This window comes from Streptomyces sp. Ru72, assembly GCF_002920635.1.
GTDB lineage: Bacteria > Actinomycetota > Actinomycetes > Streptomycetales > Streptomycetaceae > Streptomyces.
Genome location: NZ_PQSR01000009.1, coordinates 123,199 through 144,218, shown reverse-complemented (window position 1 = coordinate 144,218; position 21,020 = coordinate 123,199). Strand labels below are relative to the sequence as shown.

At 71.3% G+C, this 21,020-nt stretch carries 17 protein-coding genes and 1 pseudogene; 6 read left to right on the top strand and 12 right to left on the bottom strand.

All coding sequences use genetic code 11. From position 1 onward, the window contains the following. The 7 genes and pseudogenes from C3488_RS07015 to C3488_RS06980 form a co-directional block, all read right to left on the bottom strand. Positions 1 to 370, bottom strand: a pseudogene (locus C3488_RS07015) (sensor histidine kinase); the annotation flags it as partial. Positions 371 to 375: 5 nt separating this feature from the next. Continuing rightward, positions 376 to 1,107: an ABC transporter permease gene (locus tag C3488_RS07010; RefSeq protein WP_103838438.1), complete on the bottom strand. Its 732-nt coding sequence runs from the start codon at positions 1,105 to 1,107 to the stop codon at positions 376 to 378. After that, a complete protein-coding gene (locus C3488_RS07005) occupies positions 1,104 to 2,027 on the bottom strand; it encodes an ABC transporter ATP-binding protein (RefSeq protein ID WP_103838437.1) in 924 nt (307 codons plus the stop codon). Before C3488_RS07005 ends, C3488_RS07010 begins: the two co-directional genes overlap by 4 nt. 159 nt (positions 2,028 to 2,186) lie before the next feature. Continuing rightward, positions 2,187 to 4,508 (bottom strand): hypothetical protein, encoded by a 2,322-nt coding sequence (locus tag C3488_RS07000; RefSeq protein ID WP_103838436.1) that lies wholly within the window; start codon positions 4,506 to 4,508, stop codon positions 2,187 to 2,189. A gap of 226 nt (positions 4,509 to 4,734) precedes the next feature. Beyond that, positions 4,735 to 5,154 carry a DUF6113 family protein gene (locus C3488_RS06995; protein WP_103838435.1) on the bottom strand — a complete coding sequence of 140 codons (420 nt, stop codon included), beginning with the start codon at positions 5,152 to 5,154 and terminating at the stop codon, positions 4,735 to 4,737. Continuing rightward, on the bottom strand, positions 5,151 to 6,035 hold the full coding sequence (gene mshB / locus C3488_RS06990; RefSeq protein ID WP_103838434.1) for an N-acetyl-1-D-myo-inositol-2-amino-2-deoxy-alpha-D-glucopyranoside deacetylase: 885 nt from the start codon (positions 6,033 to 6,035) through the stop codon (positions 5,151 to 5,153). The genes C3488_RS06995 and mshB overlap by 4 nt, the downstream gene beginning before the upstream one ends. Positions 6,036 to 6,418: 383 nt before the next feature. Next, positions 6,419 to 6,613 carry a hypothetical protein gene (locus C3488_RS06980; protein ID WP_103838433.1) on the bottom strand — a complete coding sequence of 65 codons (195 nt, stop codon included), beginning with the start codon at positions 6,611 to 6,613 and terminating at the stop codon, positions 6,419 to 6,421. 192 nt (positions 6,614 to 6,805) lie between these two features. Here C3488_RS06980 and C3488_RS06975 point away from each other — a divergent pair, with 192 nt between their 5' ends. Continuing rightward, a complete protein-coding gene (locus C3488_RS06975) occupies positions 6,806 to 8,926 on the top strand; it encodes a S9 family peptidase (RefSeq protein ID WP_103838432.1) in 2,121 nt (706 codons plus the stop codon). A 261-nt stretch (positions 8,927 to 9,187) separates the two neighbouring features. Here the strand turns inward: C3488_RS06975 and C3488_RS06970 are convergent, their stop codons facing one another. The 5 genes from C3488_RS06970 to C3488_RS06950 are packed head-to-tail and all read right to left on the bottom strand — an operon-like array spanning position 9,188 to position 14,801. Beyond that, positions 9,188 to 10,294, bottom strand: coding sequence for an ABC transporter ATP-binding protein (locus C3488_RS06970; protein ID WP_103838431.1), 1,107 nt, complete (start codon positions 10,292 to 10,294; stop codon positions 9,188 to 9,190). Beyond that, positions 10,281 to 11,261, bottom strand: a complete 981-nt coding sequence (locus tag C3488_RS06965) for an ABC transporter ATP-binding protein (protein WP_103838450.1) — start codon at positions 11,259 to 11,261, stop codon at positions 10,281 to 10,283. The genes C3488_RS06970 and C3488_RS06965 overlap by 14 nt, the downstream gene beginning before the upstream one ends. Positions 11,262 to 11,266: 5 nt before the next feature. Continuing rightward, positions 11,267 to 12,235 (bottom strand): ABC transporter permease, encoded by a 969-nt coding sequence (locus C3488_RS06960; RefSeq protein WP_103838430.1) that lies wholly within the window; start codon positions 12,233 to 12,235, stop codon positions 11,267 to 11,269. Further along, positions 12,228 to 13,151, bottom strand: coding sequence for an ABC transporter permease (locus tag C3488_RS06955; RefSeq protein ID WP_103838429.1), 924 nt, complete (start codon positions 13,149 to 13,151; stop codon positions 12,228 to 12,230). Before C3488_RS06955 ends, C3488_RS06960 begins: the two co-directional genes overlap by 8 nt. Before the next feature lie 33 nt (positions 13,152 to 13,184). Further along, the gene (locus C3488_RS06950; protein WP_103838428.1) at positions 13,185 to 14,801 is read right to left on the bottom strand and encodes an ABC transporter substrate-binding protein; all 1,617 of its coding nucleotides are present in this window, start codon (positions 14,799 to 14,801) and stop codon (positions 13,185 to 13,187) included. Between the two features lie 345 nt (positions 14,802 to 15,146). On the opposite strand from C3488_RS06950, the gene C3488_RS06945 reads away from it, so the two are divergent. Genes C3488_RS06945 through C3488_RS06925 form a run of 5 tightly spaced genes read left to right on the top strand, consistent with a single transcriptional unit; the run spans position 15,147 to position 20,971 of the window. Next, on the top strand, positions 15,147 to 16,991 hold the full coding sequence (locus tag C3488_RS06945) for an ABC transporter substrate-binding protein (RefSeq protein ID WP_103838427.1): 1,845 nt from the start codon (positions 15,147 to 15,149) through the stop codon (positions 16,989 to 16,991). Next, positions 16,991 to 18,001 (top strand): ABC transporter permease, encoded by a 1,011-nt coding sequence (locus tag C3488_RS06940; RefSeq protein WP_103838426.1) that lies wholly within the window; start codon positions 16,991 to 16,993, stop codon positions 17,999 to 18,001. The genes C3488_RS06945 and C3488_RS06940 overlap by 1 nt, the downstream gene beginning before the upstream one ends. Then, positions 17,998 to 18,954 carry an ABC transporter permease gene (locus C3488_RS06935; RefSeq protein WP_103838425.1) on the top strand — a complete coding sequence of 319 codons (957 nt, stop codon included), beginning with the start codon at positions 17,998 to 18,000 and terminating at the stop codon, positions 18,952 to 18,954. Before C3488_RS06940 ends, C3488_RS06935 begins: the two co-directional genes overlap by 4 nt. Then, positions 18,951 to 19,952 carry an ABC transporter ATP-binding protein gene (locus C3488_RS06930; RefSeq protein WP_103838424.1) on the top strand — a complete coding sequence of 334 codons (1,002 nt, stop codon included), beginning with the start codon at positions 18,951 to 18,953 and terminating at the stop codon, positions 19,950 to 19,952. The genes C3488_RS06935 and C3488_RS06930 overlap by 4 nt, the downstream gene beginning before the upstream one ends. Further along, positions 19,949 to 20,971, top strand: coding sequence for an ABC transporter ATP-binding protein (locus C3488_RS06925; protein WP_103838423.1), 1,023 nt, complete (start codon positions 19,949 to 19,951; stop codon positions 20,969 to 20,971). The genes C3488_RS06930 and C3488_RS06925 overlap by 4 nt, the downstream gene beginning before the upstream one ends. Positions 20,972 to 21,020 lie beyond the last annotated feature (49 nt).

Genomic DNA, 21,020 nt, shown 5'->3' with positions numbered 1-21,020 from the left:
AGGCCACGGAGACGTAGACGAACAGCCCCAGCCAGTGCGACGCGCCGAGCGTGAGGTTCAGCAGCGCGGCGAGGACGGCCAGGGCGACGAGTATCCCGGCGAGGAACCGCTGGGTGTACGGCCTGCCGATGTTCCGGAAGACCAGCGAGAGATAGACCCCGACGAAGGCCGCCAGGCCCAGCCAGCCCGCCACGGTGCCCCCGGTGGTGTGGCGGCCGGAGGCGAGATCCTGGACCGGCGAGCTCAGGAAGATGAGCCAGACGCCTATCCACAGGGACTTGCGCAGCAGCTCGCGCCGGTTGCGGGGCGGCTGGCCCATACGCATCAGCCGCTCCGCCCGCGCCTCGTCCGAACGCCGGTCTTCCGTCATGGCACTCACGCCTTCAGCGTGTCCTTCCGGTACAGCCAGGCCGCGCCGCCCGCGAAGAGGGCGAAGAAGACGACCAGGATCGCGATGTCCCTGGCGTGCGGGGCCTGACTCTGTTCGATGGCCTGTCCGAGGGCAGCGTACGCGTGGGTGGGCAGCCACTTGGCGATGTCCTGCAACCACTGCGGGAAGGAAGTCGATGGCATCCACAGGCCACCGAGTATCGACAGGCCGAAGTAGACGATCATGGTGATGGGGCGGACCGCGTCCCCGGAGGCGACGTATCCGATGGCGACGCCGAGTGCGGCGAAGACCAGGCTGCCGGCCCAGATGGCCCCGGTGAGGGCGAGCCACTGCCAGGCGTCCAGGCGGACGTGCTTCACGACCGCGGCGACCGCGAAGACGACGACGATGGACGGCAGACTGACGACGGCGGCACTGGCCGTCTTGGCGAGGACGTAGCCGCGCCCCGGCAGGGTGGTCAGCCGCAGTTGCCGGACCCAGCCGCTCTCCCGCTCCTTGGCGATGCGCTCGCTGTTGCCCATCAGGACGGCGGTCAGGGCGCCGAAGGAGGCCATGGAGACCATGACGTACTTCGCGACGCTCAAGCCGGTGCCGTCGACGTCGCCCGTCTGGTTGGAGACCAACAGGAAGATGACCGACGGGTAGATCACCGAGAAGAACAGGAACTTGCGGTTGCGCAGGGCGCGGGTGAGTTCCAGCCTGATGAGCGAGATCACGACTGCTTGGCCTCCTCGGCCTCGGTGATGGCGACGAACGCCTGCTCGAGCCCGAGCCCGGCGACTTCGAGGTTGCGGGGGTAGACGCCGAGCCCGTACAGCGCGTGGACGGTCGCGTCGGCGTCGGAGGACTGGATGCGTACGGTCTGCCCGGAAACGTCTATTGCGGTCAGGAAGGGCAGCGCGCGCAAGCGGGCCTCGTCGATCGGGCCCTGAAGATCGAAGCGGACGCGGCGGGCGCCGGCCTTGGCCTTGATCTCGGCAGCTGTGCCGTCGGCGAGGAGCCGCCCGCGGTGCAGCACGAGCACCCGGTCGGCGATGGCGTCGGCCTCTTCCAGGTAGTGCGTGGCGAACAGGACCGTACGTCCCTGATCCGCCTGCTCGCGCATGGTGGCCCAGAACGCCTGGCGGGCCGAGACGTCCATGCCGGTGGTCGGCTCGTCCAGCACGATCAGGTCGCTGTCGCCCGCGGTGGCGAGGGCGAAGCGGACACGCTGGGCCTGGCCGCCGGAGAGCTTGTTCACCTTGCGGTCGGCGATCTGCGCGATGCCCGCGCGGGCGAGGACGTCGCCGACCTTGTACGGCCTCGGGTGCAGATCGCAGCCGAGCTTGACCAGTTCGGCGACCGTCACCTCGTCCATCAGGCCACCGCTCTGCAGCATGGCACCCACGCGCCCGGCGACGATGGCCTCACGCGGGCTGGTCCCGAACACGCGCACGGAGCCGCTGTCGGCGGACTTGAGCCCGAGGAGCAGGTCCAGGGTGGTCGACTTGCCCGCGCCGTTGGGCCCCAGCAGCGCCACGGTCTCCCCCGGGTGCAGCTCGAGCGTCAACCCGTCCACGGCCCGTACGTCCCCGTAGGCCTTGGTCACCTGATCGAACCCGACCACCACGCCGGTGGCCGCCACTGTCGTCGTCATGGACCCATCGTCCCGGGGCCGGGGGCGCGCACGGCAGTGCCGGGTGTCGTCACTCCGGCATGACAGATGTCATGTCTGCGGCATGACAGGGGGTGCACGGCAGGGGGTGCACGGCAGGGGGCGCTCGGTCGTCACCGGGCGCCCCCCTGTGCGGTGCGGTCAGCTCGGGTTCGTGTTGATGACCGCGACCCGGTTGGTCTTGCTCAGCAGGGCCTGGCGCAGGGCGGCGTAGACGTCCTGGGGTGTCACAGGCGTCTTCTGGCCGTTGCCCCGGGTGATGAGCACGCCGTCGAACGCCTGGCCGTAGAGCGTTTTCAGAGCGCTCAGGTCGGGCTTGTCGACCAGCTTGCCGTTGACAGCCGTCACCCTCAGGAACTTCCACAGCGACTTCTGCGGACTCATCAGGACCGAGTGCGTCGCGTCCGTCCGCACCGTCACCTTGCCGGACATCGCCGGCTCCGCGAACTCCTTCATCTCCCGGTCGACCTCGGCGTTCGTGATGGTCGGCTGCCGGGTCGTGGTGGCCACCCGCACGGGCGTGCCGGAGCCGGTCTCCACCTGGGTGCGGTACGCCTCCTCGACGGCCGCGACGGACGCGGGGACATCGATTCCCTTGCCCGCCTTGCCGTAGACGGCGACCGCCCGGCCGGACTCGAACCTGATCGTGCCCTCGACCATCGACCCGGAGCCGCCCGCGACCCGCTGCAGGGCGGCCTGCAGCTTCTCCTCGTCGACGGGCATGACGGGCTGGACCACGCGATGCTGCCCGAACAGCGAGCCGATCACCGACACCGGGTTGTAGTCGCTCGTCGCAGCGGTGGCCACGGTGGCCTTGCTGTCGAACTGGAGGCCCGCCTGGTCCGGCCTGAGGGGGACCGTTTTGCCGTCGACCGACAGCTGGAGGGGTTTGTCGGTCCGGCCGCCCAGCGCGGCGTCGAGCTTCTCGACCGCCTCGTCCCGGGTGCCGCCTCCGATGTCGACGCCGAGCACCGTGGTGCCCTTGGGCACGTCGGAGTGGTTCATGAGCAGTCCGGCGCCGTAGGCGACACCGGCGACGAGGACCACGCCGCCGCCCAGGAGGACCAGCTTGCTGCGGCCCTTCTTCTTGGCCGGCTTCGCGGCGCCGGTGTTCTGCTGCTTGGGCGGATCGGGCAGCTTCGGGGGTGTGTGCGGCCCCGGCGCCTCCGACGGGGAGCCCGGGCCGAACGGGCCGCTGCGGTCGGCCGACGGGACGACGGGGATGCCGCTGGTGACGGTGTGCCCGGAGACGTTGCCGCCGGGGCCGCCGGGGCCGCCGAAGCCCTGGGGGCCCGGTTCGGGAGCGGGCTTCTGCGGGGTGAGGATCGCGGTGTCGTCACTGAGTCCGCCGCCGGGACGGCCCTGGCCCGCGGCGGCTCCGGAGGCACCGGGAGCACCGGGCGCTCCCGGGCCGAGCGGTCCGCCGGGGGTGCGCTGGATACCGGGTGCCAGGAGACCCGGGCCGCCGGGGCCCGTACCGGGAGCGGTCAGGCCCGGACCGCCGGAGCCCGAGGCGACGGTGCTGTCGCCGGTGACCGGGCCGCTGGTCGGGCCGGACGGGCCGCGCCGCCCCGGCTCCGAGAAGTACGGAAGGTCGTCGCGGCGGGGTTCGGCACTCTCGTCGGTGCCGATCACCGGGAAGGAGGCCGTGCTGGCCGCCACCGCGTCGGACACGTCGAAGGAACCGGTGCCGCCGCCGTGCCCCGGCGCGACGGGCCCGGCGCCGGTGGCACCCGGGAGCCCCGCGCCGTTCGTACCGCCCGGGCGCGCGCCGAAGGAGCCCGCGCCACCCGCGCCCTCTCCGGGCCGTGCGCCCGGCGCACCGGAAGCGCCGGGGCGCGCGCCACCGGCAGCGCTCGCACCCGGACCCCCTGGCCGTGTGCCGCCCGCGCCAGGACCGCTCGGTGCACCCGGGCCGCCGAACGTCCCGTTGCCGCCCCGCGCACCGGCACCTGCTCCGGCGCCCTCGCCCGGCGCCCCCGCGCCCGACGCGCCGCCCGCGCCTTGTATGCCCGAAGCCCCGGGCAGCCCCGCGCCGTTGGTCGACCCGCTGCCCGGAGCGCCCTTGGCCGCCGCGGGCTTGCGCGGCGCGAACCAGTCGCTCGTCGCCGTCTTCTCCTCGGCCTGTGCTGCGGGCTCGGCGGGCGGGTCGAAGGTGCTGAGCGCGCTCACGGAGCTCATCGCCCGTGTGTCGGAGCCCGCTTCGTCCGTCGCGCTGTCGGCGTCCGCGACGGGGGTGCGCACGACGACCGGCGGAATGGGCCGGGATCCGGGGATGTTGATCCGGACGCGGGTCGTCAGTGTGGTCTCGGTCTTGCGTTCCTCCGACGGCGAGGCCGGACGGCTCGCGTCGACACCGTCCTCGGCAGCCAGGGGGGTCCCGTACGGCGGCGTCCCCGACGGGTACGCGGCTGGGCCACGCCCGTTGGGCCCGGCGGACGAGCTGTCAGTTTCACGACTCAAGGCAGGTTCTCCCGGTTGGCTCCACCGCCTGTTTCGACCTCAACAGGTGGGGGTCCCCCCTGCTCGAGCGAAGCCGAGAGCGTGGGGGAGGCTCGGCGGCGCGCACCACCATACTGGCCGCTTGCGCCACGAAGACCGCGCCCGCGAGGGAAACCCGCACGGGACCCCCACGTCCGCACCGCGTTTTGTGGGGGAATCCCATGACTCGCAGCGACGAAGTGGTACGTCACTTGCCAAGTCGGGCGTCGCGGCGAGCTGGTTGCCGCCCGTGGGCGAGGGTGGCGCACATCACAGCGACGGCCAGTCCGCCGAGCAGGAACAGGTACGAGCCGATGCCCGCGCCGAACAGGAAGTCGCCCTCGGGACGGCTGGCGGTGAGCAGCACGACGGCGACCATCCACCCGGCGGCGGGCGCGAGAGCCCCCGCGCGGGACCCGGTGACCTGGGCGCCGCCGAGGAAGAGTCCGGCCGCGCCCGCGAGCGCGAGGAGCAGCCCGCCGGGGAACCAGGCGCTCTGCACCAGACCGCCCGCCACCCCGACGACCGCACCGAGCACCAGCAGCCCGAGGTAGGCGGCAGTCCGGCCGGCCGAGGGCAGGCTCAGAGGCTGTGCGAGTGCGTTCGGCTGTTTGCTCGACGCCGTCATGGGGCCACTCCTTGGAACAGGTCCGTCTCACGGGCCGCGGTTTGCTCGCCGCGCACCAACTGGTAGTACTCGGTGGTGAGGAGAGGCTGCGCGAGCGCGTTGGACAGCGCGAAGTACGGCTCGGCGACCTCGATCTGCGTGGCGTGGGCGCGCATCGCCGCGGCCTTCGCGGCGGCGAACTCGGTGCCGTCGATCTCGGTGGTGACCACCTGGTCGTCGACCACGCCGGGGACGTCGTCGATGCTCGCGGCCTTGGCGAAGGGCGTCTTGTCGAGCACCTCGCCGAGGCGGGCGAACGCGGCCCGGGCGACCGAGCGCGGCACCCGGTTCCAGTAGATCTTGGTGATCCGCCAGGGCTCCCCCAGCTCCGGGCGGAAGCCGGGGTCGGCGGCCAGGTCGGCGGCGCGCATGGCGACGCGGTGGGCCTGGACGTGGTCGGGGTGGCCGTAGCCGCCGTCGGGGTCGTAGGTGACGAGGACCTGCGGGCGCACCTCCCGGACGACCGCCACGAGGTGGCCGGCCGCCTCGTCGAGGTCCGCGGACCAGAAGGAGCCCGGCCGGTGGTTCTGCTCGGCGCCCATCATTCCCGAGTCGCGGTAGCGGCCCGGGCCGCCGAGGAAGCGGTGGTCGCCGACGCCGAGCTCGGCCATGGCGGCGGCCAGTTCGCCGACGCGGTGCGGGCCCAGCGTGTCGTCCCGGTCGGGCGCGAGGTGCGCGAGCTCCGGCGGGATGACCTCGCCCTCCTCACCGAGCGTGCAGGTCACCAGCGTCACCCTGGCACCCTCGGCCGCGTACTTGGCCATGGTCGCGCCGTTGTTGATCGACTCGTCGTCCGGGTGCGCGTGCACCAGGAGCAGACGCCGGTCGGGCAGATCCGTCATGGGACCACCCTACGAGTGCCCCGGCTCGCCGCCGGTGTCACCCCTGATGCTCGTCCGCGGCGCTTTCGTCCTGGTAGCGCGGCAGACCTTCGGTCGGGATGGTCCAGTCGGCGTGCGACGGCTGCGCGATGCGGTGGACCGGCAGGGCGGCCGGCCGATGGAGTCCCCCGGGTGGCAGGCCGAGGTCGGTGCCCGCCGTATGGCGCTGGGGCGGACGTCGCGATCCTCCAGGCGGCGACGCCGGGGCGAGATGGGCCGTGTCACGGGCAGCGAGAGACAACCGCGAGTCGTGGCGGCGCGGTCCGGCCTCTGCCCGGACCGGCCGGTGGCAGCCATGGTGACGGCAGGACGCCGTCGACGCCGAACCAGCGGCACCGCTCGGGTCAGAACTTGATGCTGCCGATCATGCCCGCGATGTTCGTGGTCAGCTCGTGGATCGTGGGTGCGACCGTGGAGGAGGCGAGGTAGAAGCCGAGAAGCATGCACACGATCGCGTGGCCCGCCTTCAGTCCGGACTTCTTGATCAGAAGGAAGACGACGATCGCCAGCAGCACCACCGCCGAAATCGAGAGTGCCACGGCGGCTCACCTCCAAAGATCCCAGGACGCCGGGGGGTTCGGACTATGGGGGCAGACAAATCCACGCAGATGAATCCACGCAGCGGGCAGCACGTTCATACCCACTATGCGCTAGTGATCATAACTATCCGTACGTGCGCATCGATCGGCGCACGGCCGCACAAGGGGGCGCATGGCCAATATGGTCGGGGCATGACCACCGAGCCTGCTTCCTTCCCCCGACGGCACGCGCGGACCCAGCGGTTCACGCTCGGCGCGCCGCGTGCGTTCACCGTCGCGCCCGACGGTTCCCGTGTCGTCTTCCTGCGGTCCACCTCCGGCACGGACCGCGCGCACCAGTTGTGGGTCCTTGACCTGGCGGACGGCAAAGAGCGCCCCGCGGCCGACCCGGGCGCGCTTCTCGGGGGCGCCGCCGAGCAGTTGCCGCCCGAGGAGCGCGCCCGTCGGGAGCGCAGCCGCGAGGGGGGTGCCGGCATCGTCGGCTACGCCACCGACGCGGCCGTGGAGTTGGCGTCTTTCGCCTTGTCAGGGCGGCTTTTCACGGCGGAGCTGCGTGCGGGCACGGCCCGCGAACTGCCCGTGGCCGGGCCGGTGATCGACCCGCGTCCGGCCCCCGACGGACGGCACATCGCCTATGTGCGCGGAGGCGCGCTGCGTGTGGTCGGCGCGGAGGGCGAGGACGACCGGGCGCTCGCCGAGCCGGAGTCGGAGTCGGTGTCGTACGGCCTTGCCGAGTTCATCGCGGCCGAGGAGATGGGCCGTTCGCGGGGTTTCTGGTGGTCGCCGGAGTCCGACCGGCTGCTCGTGTCGCGCGTGGACGACACGCCGGTGCGGCGGTGGTGGATCTCCGATCCGGCGCGTCCGGACCAGGAGCCGCAGCGGGTTCCGTATCCGGCGGCGGGCACCGACAACGCGGAGGTACGGCTGTTCGTCGTGGGGCTCGACGGGGCGCGCACCGAGGTGGTCTGGGACCGGACGCGGTACCCGTATCTGGCGCGGGTGCACTGGTCACAGGCGGGTGCGCCGCTGATCCTGGTGCAGGCGAGGGACCAGCGCAGCCAGCTGTACCTGGCGGTGGACCCGGACACCGGGGCGACCCGGATGGTGCACGCGGACGAAGATCCATATTGGCTGGAACTTTTCGCCGGGGTGCCGTGCTGGAGCCCCTCCGGGCAGTTGGTCCGGGTCGCCGACGAGGGCGGCGCGCGGGTGCTCGCCGTGGGGGAACGGCCGTTGACCGGACCGCAGTTGCACCTGCGGGCGGTGCTCGACGTCGCTGACGCGGATGTGCTGGTGGCAGCGTCGGCGGGCGAGGCCGCGACGGACCCGGAGATCGGCGAGGTCCATGTCTACCGGGTGAACGAACTCGGCGTGGAGCGCGTGTCGCAGGAGCCCGGCGTGCACTCGGCGGTGCGCGCGGGGGACGTGACCGTGCTCGTCTCCTCGGTCCTCGACCGCTCTGGCGTCCAGGTGCAGGTGCTGCGCGACGGCAAGCGTCTGGCCACCGTGGCGTCGTATGCGGAACACCCCGGTTTGTCCCCGCGCGTGCGGCTGACTCAGGGGGGCGCACGCCGAATCCCATGCGCCGTGCTTATGCCTACGGACTACTCCGGTGACGCCTCCCTCCCCGTCCTCATGGACCCCTACGGCGGCCCGCACGGACAGCGCGTGGTGGCCGCGCACAATCCACACCTGACCTCCCAGTGGTTCGCCGACCAGGGCTTCGCGGTGATCGTCGCCGACGGGCGCGGCACCCCGGGCCGCTCCCCCGCCTGGGAGAAGGCGGTCAAGGACGACCTCGCGGAGGTCGTGCTCCAGGACCAGGTCGACGCGCTGCACGCCCTGGCCGGCGACTTCCCGCTCGATCTGTCCCGGGTCGCGATCCGCGGGTGGTCCTTCGGCGGCTATCTGGCGGCGCTGGCGGCACTGCGCCGCCCGGACGTCTTCCACGCGGCCGTCGTGGGCGCGCCCGTGACCGACCTACGGCTCTACGACACCCATTACCAGGAGCGCTACCTGGGGCATCCCGGCGAGCAGCCCGACGTCTACCGCCGCAACTCGCTCATCGACGACGCGGGCCTGGTGGACGCGGTGGAACCGGCCCGCCCGATGATGATCATCCACGGCCTGGCGGACGACAACGTGGTGGTGGCCCACTCCCTGCGCCTGTCCTCGGCCCTCCTGGCCGCGGGCCGCCCGCACGAGGTCCTGCCGCTGTCGGGGGTCACGCACATGACCCCCCAGGAGACGGTCGCGGAGAACCTGCTGCTGCTCCAACGGGATTTCCTGCGCCGCGCTCTCGACCTGGGCTGAGCCGCGAGAAACCCACAGAGCACGGCAACCGTTGATTGAGGAACCACGACGAGGCAGCCACCAGGTCCGCGAGAGCGGCGCCGGCTTAGGCGCCAAGGGGCGGCGCCGACCAGGTCCGCGAGAGCGGCGCCGGTTCAGGCGTAAAAAACGGGCCGGGGTGACATGGCGCACCCCGGCCCGTTCACGGCACCCGCACGGCCGTACGCTGTTCACTCTCCTGCGTCCGTATATCGGAATCGCGTCAGCCAAGTTGCCTGCGTGTTAACGCAGTTCGCGCGCGTTTGGGGCGTTCTGGGGCTCCTCGGGCGGCTCCTCGGGGGGCTCCCCGCGGGGCTCTCCGGGCGGCACCACACGCATCTCCTCCGCGAAGTGGCACGCCGAATCGTGCGCGGCCGGTCCCGTCGTCCCCCGGAACTCCTCCGGCACCGCGAGCGGCGGCACCTGGAGCGCGCACCGCTCCCTGGCCTTCCAGCAGCGCGTGCGGAACCGGCAGCCGGAGGGGATGTCCGTCGGGGACGGCACGTCACCGCTGAGGATGATCCGTTCCCGGCGCTCCCGTGCCGCCGGGTCGGGCACGGGCACCGCGGACAGCAGCGCCTGGGTGTACGGGTGCGTGGGGTGCTCGTAGATCTCCTCGTCGGTGCCGATCTCCACGATCTTCCCGAGGTACATCACCCCGACCCGGTCGGAGATGTGCCGCACGATCGACAGGTCGTGCGCGATGAAGACGTAACTCAGCCCGAACTCCTCCTGGAGCCGCGCCATCAGGTTGATCACCTGGGCCTGCACCGACACGTCGAGCGCGGAGACCGGCTCGTCCGCCACGATGATCTCCGGGCGCAGCGCGAGCCCCCGGGCGATGCCGATGCGCTGGCGCTGACCGCCGGAGAACTGGTGCGGGTAGCGGTTGATGTGCTCGGGGTTGAGCCCGACGACGTCCAGCAGCTCGCGCACCCGACGCCGTCTGTCCCCCTTGGGCGCGGCCTCGGGATGGATCTCGTACGGCTCCCCCACGATGTCGCCCACCGTCATACGCGGGTTGAGGGAGGTGTACGGGTCCTGGAACACCATCTGGATGTTGCGCCGTACCGCCTTCAGCGCGCGCCCGGACAGCCGGGTGATGTCCTCGCCCCGGTACCGGATCGAACCGGCCGTCGGCGGCTCCAGGTTGACCAGCAGCCTGGCGAGCGTCGACTTGCCGCATCCGGACTCCCCGACGATGCCGAGGGTTTCGCCCCGGCCGAGCGCGAAGTCGACGCCGTCGACCGCCCGCACCGCGCCGATCTGCTTCTTGAACAGGATTCCCCGGGTGAGCGGATAGTGCTTGACCAGCCCGCTGACCTCCAGGATCGTCTCAGGACCGGCCATGCAGGCACTCCCTCCAGAAGTGGCAGGCACTCCCCCGCCGCTCGTCCACCTCGTAGAGCGGCGGCTCGTCGGTGCGGCACACCTCGCGTGCCAGGGGGCAGCGGGGGTGGAAGGGGCAGCCCGGCGGGATGTGCGTGAGGCTCGGCGGCAGGCCCTCGATGGCGTACAGCCGCCGGCCCTTGCGGTCGAGACGGGGGATGGACTCGAGCAGGCCCCGTGTGTAGGGGTGAGCGGGGCTCTTGTAGATGTCGTGCACGGGGGCCGACTCGACGATGCGGCCCGCGTACATGACGGCGATCCGGTCGGCGACGTCCGCGACGACACCGAGGTCGTGGGTGATGAGGACGAGACCCATGCCGTACTCCCGGCGCAGCTCGGCCAGCAGGTCCATGACCTGGGCCTGCACGGTGACGTCGAGGGCTGTGGTGGGCTCGTCGGCGATGATCAGCGCGGGCTCCAGCGCCAGCGCCATGGCGATCATGATGCGCTGGCGCATACCGCCGGAGAACTGGTGCGGGTAGTCCCGCACACGCTGGCGGGCGGCCGGGATCCGTACCCGGTCCATCAGCTCGATCGCCCGGGTACGGGCGTCCTTCCTCGACATCCCCCGGTGCACGACGAACATCTCCCCGAGCTGGTCGCCCACCGTGTGGACGGGGTTCAGCGCGGAGAGGGCGTCCTGGAAGATCATGGCCATTCCGGCACCGCGGATCCTGCGCCGCTCCTCCTCCTTGAGGGTGAGCACATCCCGCCCCTGAAAGAGGACGCTGCCTCCGGTGATCCGGCCGGGCGGCGTGTCGAGGATGCCCATGACGGCCTGGGCGGTGACGGACTTGCCTGAGCCGGACTCACCGAGCACGGCCAGCGTCTCGCCGGCGTCGACGGCGTAGCCGACCCCGTTGACCGCGCGGGCGATCCCCTCCCGGGTCCGGAACTCCACGTGCAGGTCCCGCACTTCGAGCAGCACGGCCGTCACCTCAGCTTCGGGTCGAGGGCGTCGCGCACCGCGTCGCCGAGCATGATGAACGCCAGCACGGTGATCGCCAGAGCGCCGGAGGGCCACAGCAGCGCGTGCGGGGCGTTGCGGATGTACGGGGAGGCGGCGGAGATGTCGATCCCCCAGGACACGCTCGGCGGCTTCAGCCCGACGCCGAGGTACGACAGGGTGGCCTCCAGGGCGATGTAGGTGCCGAGCGCGATGGTCGCGACGACGATCACCGGGGCGACCGCGTTGGGTGCGATGTGGCGCAGCAGGATGCGGGTGTCCGAGGCCCCGAGGGCGCGGGCGGCCTGGACGTAGTCGTGCTGTTTGGCGGTGATGACCGCGCCGCGGGCGATCCGGGAGATCTGCGGCCAGCCGAGCAGCACGATGAACCCGACGACCGGCCAGACCGTGTTGCCGGTCACCACGGAGAGCAGGACGAGCCCGCCGAGGACCACCGGGATGGCGAAGAAGATGTCGGTGGCCCGGGACAGGATCGCGTCCCATCCGCCGCCGAAGTACCCGGCGAGCCCGCCGAGGACCGAGCCGAGGACGGCGACGCCGAGCGTGGCGCAGACGCCCACCGTGACGGAGGTACGGGCACCGTAGACGGTCCGGGTGTACACGTCGCAGCCCTGACCGTCGAACCCGAACGGATGTCCGGGCTGGGAGCCCTCCTGCGCCTTGGACAGCTCGCAGACGAGGGGGTTGCCGGAGGTGATCAGGGACGGCCAGAGGGAGATCAGGACGAGGAAGAGGATCACCAGCGCGGGGACGAGGAAGACCGGGTTGCGGCGCAGGTCCCGCCAGGCGTCGGACCACAGGCTGCGCGGCCGGCCAGCCGGGCCTTCCGGCCCCCTGTGCAGGGTGGTCGCCTCGCTGGCGGCGAGGTCCATGGCACCGCCCATGCCCGTCCCGGCGATGGCCCCCTTCTGCTCGTACCGTGGCTGCTCAGGCATAGCGGATCCTCGGGTCGAGTACGGCGTACAGAAGGTCGACGAGCAGGTTGGCGACCAGGAAGACCAGCACGAGTACGGTCACGAACCCGACGACCGTCTGGGTGTTCTGCCGCAGGATCCCCTGGTAGAGCTGGTAGCCGACGCCGTGGATGTTGAAGATCCGCTCGGTGACGATCGCGCCTCCCATCAGGGCGCCGATGTCGGTGCCGATGAAGGTGACGACGGGGATGAGCGAGTTCCGCAGCAGATGCCGGGTGATCACACGCCGGCGCGGCAGTCCCTTGGCGACTGCGGTGCGTACGTAGTCGGAGCGTCTGTTCTCGGCCAGGGAGGTCCGGGTGAGCCGGGTGACATAGGCGAGGGAGACGGAAGCGAGGACGAGGCCGGGCACGATCAGCTCCCCGAGGGTGGCCGCCGGGGAGACCGAGGGTCTGGTCCAGCCCCACTTCACGCCGAGCAGGAGTTGGAGCAGCAGACCGGTGACGAAGGTCGGCACGGAGATCACGACGAGAGTGAGCAGCAGGACCGTGGTGTCGACGGGCCGCCCGCGGCGCAGCCCGGTGACCACGCCCAGCGCGATCCCGAGGACGACCTCGAAGACGATCGCGATGATCGTGAGCCGGATGGTGGGCGGGAAGGCGGTCGCCATCAGCTCGGTGACCTTCTGCCCGTTGAAGGCGGTGCCGAAGTCGCCGGTGAAGACGTTGCCCATGTAGGTCGCGTATTGCTGCCAGAGGGGCTTGTCGAGGCCGAACTCCCGGCGCAGCTGCGCCGCGGTGGCAGGGTCGCACTGCCGTTCGCCGCACAGGCCGGCGACGGGGTCGCCCATCACGTTCACCATCAGGAAGATCAGCAGGGTGGCGCCGAAGAAGACCGGGATCATCTGCAGCAGGCGCCGGACGACATACCGTCCCATGGGGCCTCCGGGGGTGGCGGGCGGGCGTGCGGCTCAGCGGACCTCGATCTGGTCGTAGACGGGGACGCTGAACGGGTTGAGCGCCACGTTCGCGAGGCGCTGGGAGTAGCCGGCACTGCCGTTCTGGTACCAGAGCGGGATGGCTGCCATGTTGTCCCGCACGACCCCCTCGGCCTGCTGGAACAGCCCGACCGCGGCCGCCTTGTCGCTCTCGGCGTTCGCCCGGTCGACGAGCTTGTCGAAGTCCTTGTTCGACCATGTGCCGTCGTTGGAGGAGGCGCCCGTGTAGTAGAGCGGCTGGAGGAAGTTCTGGATGAGCGGGTAGTCCATCTGCCATCCGGCGCGGAAGGGCCCGGACATCTTGTGCTGCGTGATCCGGTTGCGGAAGTCGGCGAAGGTGCCGACCGGGTTGCCCACGCAGGCACGGTCGTTGCCCAGGGCGTTGTTGATGGAGTTGCACACGGCGTCCACCCACTCCCGGTGCGATCCGGAGTCCGCGTTGTAGGTGATCCTGAGCTGCCCGCCGGGCAGCCCGCCGCCCTCCTGGACGAGCTTCTTGGCGCGGCCCGGGTCGTAGCGGCAGGCGTCGCCGCACAGACCTTCCTTGAAACCGCCGTCGGCGCCGAGGACGGGCGAGGTCCAGTCGCTCGCGGGGGTGCGGGTGTGGTGGAAGATCGTGTCGGTGATCTGGTCCCGGTTGATCGCCATGGACAGGCCCGTGCGGACCTTCTCCGTACCCGGTCTCTTCCACCGCGGGTCGTAGTAGGGGAAGGCGAGGGTCTGGATGATGCCGGCCGGCTCGGTGATGTACCGGCCGCCGAGATCGGACTTCACGTTCCTGAGCTGCGAGGCGGGCACGTCGTCGCTGAGGTCCAGGTTGCCGGCCAGCAGGTCGGTGTAGGCGGTGTTGCTGTCGGTGTAGACCTTCAGGTCCACGCCGTTGTTGCGGGCCTTGTCCGGGCCGGGGTAGGCGCCCCACTTCCGCAGGGACATCATGAAGCCCCGGGTGTAGGAGTGGACCAGGTACGGTCCGTTGCCGACGGGCTTCTTCAGCCAGTCCGCGTGGTGGTCGAAGAACGCCCGGGGCAGCGGGGCGAAGGCCACGTAGCCGAGGGTGTCCGGGAACGTGGAGAACTTCTGGCCCAAGCGGACGGTGAAGGTGCGCCGGCCGGTCACCTTCAGCCCGGAGAGGGTGTCGGCCGTCTGGGGGCCGGAGGCCGGGTGCACCTTGTCGTAGCCCTCGATGTACCCGAAGAAGTACGCGTTCCTCTGGTTGTTCCTCAGGCTCGCGCCGTAGTTCCAGGCGTCGACGAAGGACCGGGCGGTGACCGGCTCCCCGTTGCTGAAGGTCCAGCCGTCCTTGACGGTGACGGTGAAGTGGCGCGAGTCGGACGTCCGGATGCTCTCGGCGAGCATGTCCTCGGCCGCGCCGGTCCTCGGGTTGTACCGCTTGAGCCCCCGGAAGACCATGTCGAGCACCTTGCCGCCCTGGACCTCGTTGGTGTTGGCCGGCTCCAGCGGGTTCTGCGGATCGCCCCAGGACGAGCTGAACACCCCGGGCGCGGTGCCGCCGCCGTCCGCGCCCCCGCCACAGGCGGCCACCATGAGGGCGGCCACCGCCGCCCACAGGGCGTGCCTGGCTCCACGCATGGGGTGCCTCCTCGAGGGTGTGCCCCTGCCCTCGGCGCCGGGACACTGTCCGTTATCGCCACTATCGACCCGAAGACCCCGCATCACACGCAACGCCACCCGACTGGCGGCACCCCCAGCGTCAGGCCGCCACCAGCGATGCTTCACAGGTGTGGACCAATGGCTGCCCATCCGCCGCCGGTTACCTCGTTTCCGCAGGCCACAGGGTGTTTGACGCACCGTTGACGGGTATGGATCGCCGCTGATAGACACACTCATCGCCCGTCCGGCGTCAGCCGAGTCAGCCCGATCAAGCCGTTCCCCGAACCGCCGTCCCCGTGCAGTGATGACGTGAGGTCAGCATCGATGAGCACGCAAGACCAGCACGGCAGAGGGCGCTCGCGCCCGGACCGTCCACGCCACCGTTCAGCGCGGCTCGCCGCCGCCCTCACGGTCTGCGCCGCTCTCGCCTTACCCCAGCAGGCCGAGGCGAAGGAGAGCGACGCGGTCCTCACCGTTGCGGTCGCCCAGAGCGTGGACTCGCTGAGCCCGTTCCTCGCGACCCGCCTGGTCAGTACCAGCATCAACCGGCTGATGTACGAGTACCTGACCGACTACGACCCGGGGGACGCCCACCCGGTCCCGGGCCTCGCCACCCGGTGGAAGCCGTCCGCCGACAAGCTCACCTGGACGTACACGATCCGCTCCGACGCCACGTGGTCGGACGGCCGGAAGGTCACCGCCGAGGACGCGGCGTGGACGTTCACCAAGATGATGACCGACGACAAGGCGGCCACCGCGAACGGCAGCTTCGTCGCGAACTTCCGGAAGGTCACGGCTCCGGACCCCACCACGCTCGTCATAGAGCTCAAGAAGCCCCAGGCCACGATGACCGCGCTCGACGTGCCGATCGTGCCCAAGCACGTCTGGGAGAAGGTCGGGGACTTCGGGACCTTCAACAACGACAAGAGCTTCCCCGTGGTCGGTGACGGGCCGTTCGTCCTGACCGGCTACAAACCCGACAGCTATGTGCGGCTCAAGGCCAACACGAACTTCTGGCGGGGCGCCCCGAAGTTCGACGAGCTGGTGTTCCGGTACTACAAGGACCAGGACGCGGCGGTGGCGGCCCTGCGCAAGGGAGAGGTGTCCTTCGTCGCGGGCTCGCCCTCCCTGACACCCGCCCAGGCGGCCTCGCTGCAGGGTGAGAAGGACGTCAAGGTCAACGACGCCCCGGGCCGCCGCTTCTACGCCATCGCCACCAACCCCGGCGCCCGGGCGAGGAACGGGCAGAAGTTCGGCGACGGCGACCCTTCCCTCCTGGACGAGCGGGTGCGGCACGCCCTGTTCATGGCCGTCGACCGCAGGACACTCGTCGACAAGGTCTTCCAGGGCCACGCCGTCGAGGGCCAGGGGTACATACCGCCCCGCTTCTCCACGTACTTCTGGAAGCCGTCGGCGGCCCAGGAACTGGTCTACGACCCGGAGAAGGCCGCCCAGCTCCTCGACCGGGCGGGCTACCGGAAGAGGGCCGACGGCAAACGCGTGGGCAAGAACGGCAAGCCCCTCACCTACCGCATGCTGTGCCACGCCACCGACCCGAACGACAAGGCCGTCGGCCAGTACCTGAAGGAGTGGTGGGGCAAACTCGGCATCGGCCTGACGCTCGACTGCCTCGACAACGTGACCGACCCCTGGCTCGCCGGCACGTACGACCTCGCCTTCGACGGCTGGTCCGTCAACCCCGACCCCGACTTCGTGCTGTCCATCCACACCTGCGCGGCGCTCCCGGCGACCCCCAAGGACACGGGAGCCACGGACAACTTCATCTGCGACAGGACGTACGACGACCTCTATGCCCGCCAGCTCGCGGAGTACGACCCCGTCAAGCGCGCCGACCTCGTCAAGCAGGCCGAGTCGCGGCTGTACGACCTCGGGTACATGAACGTCATGGCGTACCCGAACGCGGTCGAGGCCTACCGGACGGACCAGATCGCGTCGATCACCACCATGCCTCGGAAGGCGGGCAACATCTACGGCCAGGACGGCTACTGGAGCTGGTGGTCGGCCGTACCGGCGAACTCCGGTGACTCCGCAGGCGGTTCCTCGTCCACCGGGGTCGTCGTCGGCATCGTCGCGGGCGTCGTGGTCCTCGTCGGCGCCGGGGTGGTCCTCGGCCTGCGGCGCCGCGCCACCGCTGAGGACCGTGAGTAGTGGAACCGGCGCGCGAACCACGGACACACGCCGGCACCCCGTACCTGCGGTACGCGGCGGGCAAGGCGGGCGGCGCCGCCGTCTCCCTGCTCGCCGTGCTCGTGACCAGTTTCTTCCTCTTCCGGCTGATCCCCGGCGACCCGGTGAAGTTCATGACGGGCGGCCGTCCGGTGTCGGCCGCACAACTGGCCGCCTATCGCAGGGAGTTCGGTCTCGACCTGCCGCTGTGGCAGCAGTTCACGGACTACTGCCGCAAGGCGCTCACGGGTGACCTCGGCACGTCGTACCAGTTCCGGGCACCGGTCGTCGACAAGATCACCGAGGCGCTGCCCAACACGCTGCTGCTCACCGGCACCGCGTTCGTCCTCTACACGGTCCTCGGTATCGTCCTCGGCACCCGCTCGGCATGGCGCCACGGCCGACTCGGCGACCGGCTCAACACCGGTGTGGCGCTGACCCTGTACTCGATCCCCTCCTTCTGGCTGGGTCTGCTGCTCATCATCGTGTTCGCGGTGGGCATGGGCCCCGTCCCGGGTGTGTTCCCGACCGGCGGCATGGAGTCGGGCGGCAAGGAGGGCGTCGCGTACGCCGTCGACGTCGCCCACCATCTCGTCCTGCCGGTGATCACGCTGGTCGCGGTCGAGTACGGGCAGACGCTGCTGGTCACCCGCTCGGCGCTGCTCGACGAGATGGGCAGCGACTATCTGACCACCGCGCGGGCCAAGGGACTGAGGGACGACCTGGTCCGGCGCCGGCACGCGGTGCCGAACGCGCTGCTGCCGACCGTGACGCTGGTCTTCGTCAATCTCGGCCGGACGGTCGCGGGCGTCATCCTCGTCGAGACCGTGTTCTCCTGGCCCGGCCTCGGCGGGCTCTTCTACCAGGCGCTGAGCGTGCCCGACCTTCCCCTCGTCCAGGGGCTGTTCTTCGTCTTCGCCTCGGCGGTGATCCTGATGAACACGCTGGCCGACCTCATCTATCCGCTGCTCGACCCCCGGGTGGGCCGATGACGACCGACACGACTCCTCCGGGCGGGCCGACCCGTACCGACACGGCTCCCGCGGTGGCGAAGGCGAGCCCGCGCACGCTCGCATGGCAGCGCCGCCGCCGCTCCGCCGCCCGTTTCTGGGCGCACTACCGCACGCACCGCGCCGGGCTCGTGGGCCTGGCCGTCCTCGTCCTGTTCGCCGCGGTCGCGCTCACCGCGCCGTCGACCGTCGGTTCCGACGTGTCCAGTGTGACCGGCGCACCGGGCCGGCCGCTGCAGCATCCGAGCGGTGAGTTCCCGCTCGGCACGGACCGGTTCGGGCGGAACCTGCTGGGCCTGGTGGTGTGGGGATCGCGGATCTCGCTGCTGGTCGGGCTGCTCGCGGCGGTGCTGTCCGTGGCGATCGGCGCGCTGGTCGGGATCACCGCCGGTCACTTCCGGGGCGCGTACGCCACCGTGCTGATGCGGATCACGGACTGGTTCCTGGTGATGCCGACGCTGGTCCTCGCCATCGCGCTCGCCACCGTGATGTCCCGCTCGCTCGGCACGGTGATCCTGGCGATCGGTGTGACGTCCTGGCCGACCACGGCCCGGCTGGTGCGGGCCCAGACGCTGGCGGTGGAGTCCCGGCCCTACATCGAGCGGGCGCGGGCGCTCGGCGGCGGCCACGCGCACATCATGCTGCGGCACGTGCTGCCCAACGTCATGCCGTTGGTGCTAGCCCAGACGACCCTGATGATCTCCTCGTCCATCCTCGCCGAGGCGACGCTGGCCTTCCTCGGCATGGGCGACCCGACGGTCGTGTCGTGGGGCGGTCTGCTCCAGGACGCCCGCGAGGCGGGCGCGGTCAGCTCCGGCGACTGGTGGTACCTGGTGCCGCCGGGCATCGCGATCGCCGTCGTCGCCCTGGCCTTCACGCTGTGCGGCCGGGCGGTGGAGTCCGTCCTCAATCCTCGGCTGGGGGTGGAGCGTTGACGCTGCTGGAGGTGAGGGACCTGGAGGTGACGTACGCCGGCGGGGCCGCCGCCGTGCGGGGCGTCGACCTGGCGCTGGAGGCGGGGCACAGGCTCGGCATCGCCGGCGAGTCCGGCTGCGGGAAGTCCACCCTGGCTCTGGCCCTGCTGCGGCTGCTGCCGCCCGGTACCCGGGTCGGCGGGCAGGTCCTGCTGGACGGCGAGGACGTGCTGACGATGCGGTGGGGGCAGGTCAGGGCGGTCCGCTGGGCGGGGGCCTCGATCGTCTTCCAGGGAGCGATGCACTCCCTCAACCCGGTGCACCGGATCGGCGACCAGATCGCCGAGCCGATGCTGCTGCACCGCAGGGCGACCGCGGCCGAGGCGAAGCGCAGGACCGGCGAACTGCTGGAGCACGTGGGCCTCCCGGCCGCACGGGCGACGGCGTTCCCCCACGAACTGTCCGGCGGCCAGCGCCAGCGCGTGATGATCGCCATGGCGCTGGCCTGCGACCCACGGCTGGTCATCGCCGACGAGCCGACGACGGCCCTGGACGTGATGATCCAGGCGCAGATCCTGCGGCTGATCGGCCGGCTCGTCGCCGAACAGGACCTCGGCCTGGTCATGATCAGCCACGATCTCGCCGTCCTCGCCGAGACCTGCGACCGGCTGGCGGTGATGTACGCGGGCCGGGTGGTCGAGGAGGGCCCGGCCCGGCGGCTCTACGACGACGCCCGGCATCCGTACGCCGGCGCACTGTCCGCGGCGTTCCCCCGCATCGGCGACCCGGCCTCCCGCTACGCCCCACGCGGCCTGGCGGGCGATCCGCCCGACCCGTCCGCCCTGCCGTCCGGCTGCGCCTTCCACCCGCGCTGCCCGGTGGCCCTGGACGACTGCGCAACCCGGGACCAGGAGTTGCGGGAGGCAGGTCCGGGCCGCCGGGCGGCCTGCGTGCATGTGTCGCCACGCCCCGCCTCCGGTCCGACGACGGCGGCGGAGGATGCGAGGAGCACCCCATGACGACCTCACTGACGACACCGGCGGCGACATCGCCGACGGCATCACCGCTGCTGAGCGCGGAGGGACTGCGCGTGACCTTCCCCGGGCGCCACGGCGGCGTGCCGTCCAGGGCGGTGGACGGCGTGGACCTCGACATCCGCCCCGGGGAGATCGTGGCGCTGGTCGGCGAGTCGGGCTGCGGCAAGACCACCCTGGCCCGGGCACTGCTCGGCCTCGTACCGCCGACGGCGGGAAGCGTCCGCTTCGCCGGACGGCCGCTCGACTACTCCGCCCGGGCCCTGAAGGCGTACCGCAGACGCGTCCAGCTGGTTCTCCAGGACCCGAGCGGATCGCTCAACCCGCGGCACACGGTGTACGAGGCGGTCGCGGAGGGGCTGCGGATCCACGGGTACGGCGGAGACGAGCAGGCGGCGGTGGCGGGCGCCCTCTCCCGGGCGGGGCTCCGCCCACCGGAGCGCTTCTTCCTGCGCTATCCGCACGAGCTGTCGGGAGGCCAGCGCCAGCGCGTGGTGATCGCGGGCGCGCTCGTCCTGGACCCGGAACTGATCGTCGCCGACGAGCCGGTGGCCTCCCTCGACGCCTCGGTGCGCGGCGAGATCCTGGCCCTGCTGCTGCGCCTGCGCACCGAACCGGGCCTGTCCGCGCTGGTCGTGACGCACGATCTGGGCCTTGCGTGGAACATCGCGGACCGGGTGGCGGTGATGTACCTGGGCCGGATCGTGGAGACGGGCGACGTCGAACAGGTGCTGACCGCCCCACGGCACCCCTACACCCAGGCGCTGCTCTCGGTCCTCCCGGAAGCCCCGGGCACACCCGTCGTCCTGTCCGGCGAACCCCCGGACCCCTCCCGCATCCCGAAGGGCTGCCGCTTCCACCCCCGCTGCCAGATCCTGGCCGGCGGGGAGGCGGAACGGGCGGGCGTCGCGGACGCCTGCCGGACCCGGGACCTGGAGGTGCTGGGCGGGGGTGACGGCGGGCAGGTGGCGTGCCACTGGGCTCGGGCCGTGGTCGCCCCTTGATGCCTCAGGCGGCCCTCACCTCCGGAAACGCCGGTTCCCGGCACCTTGC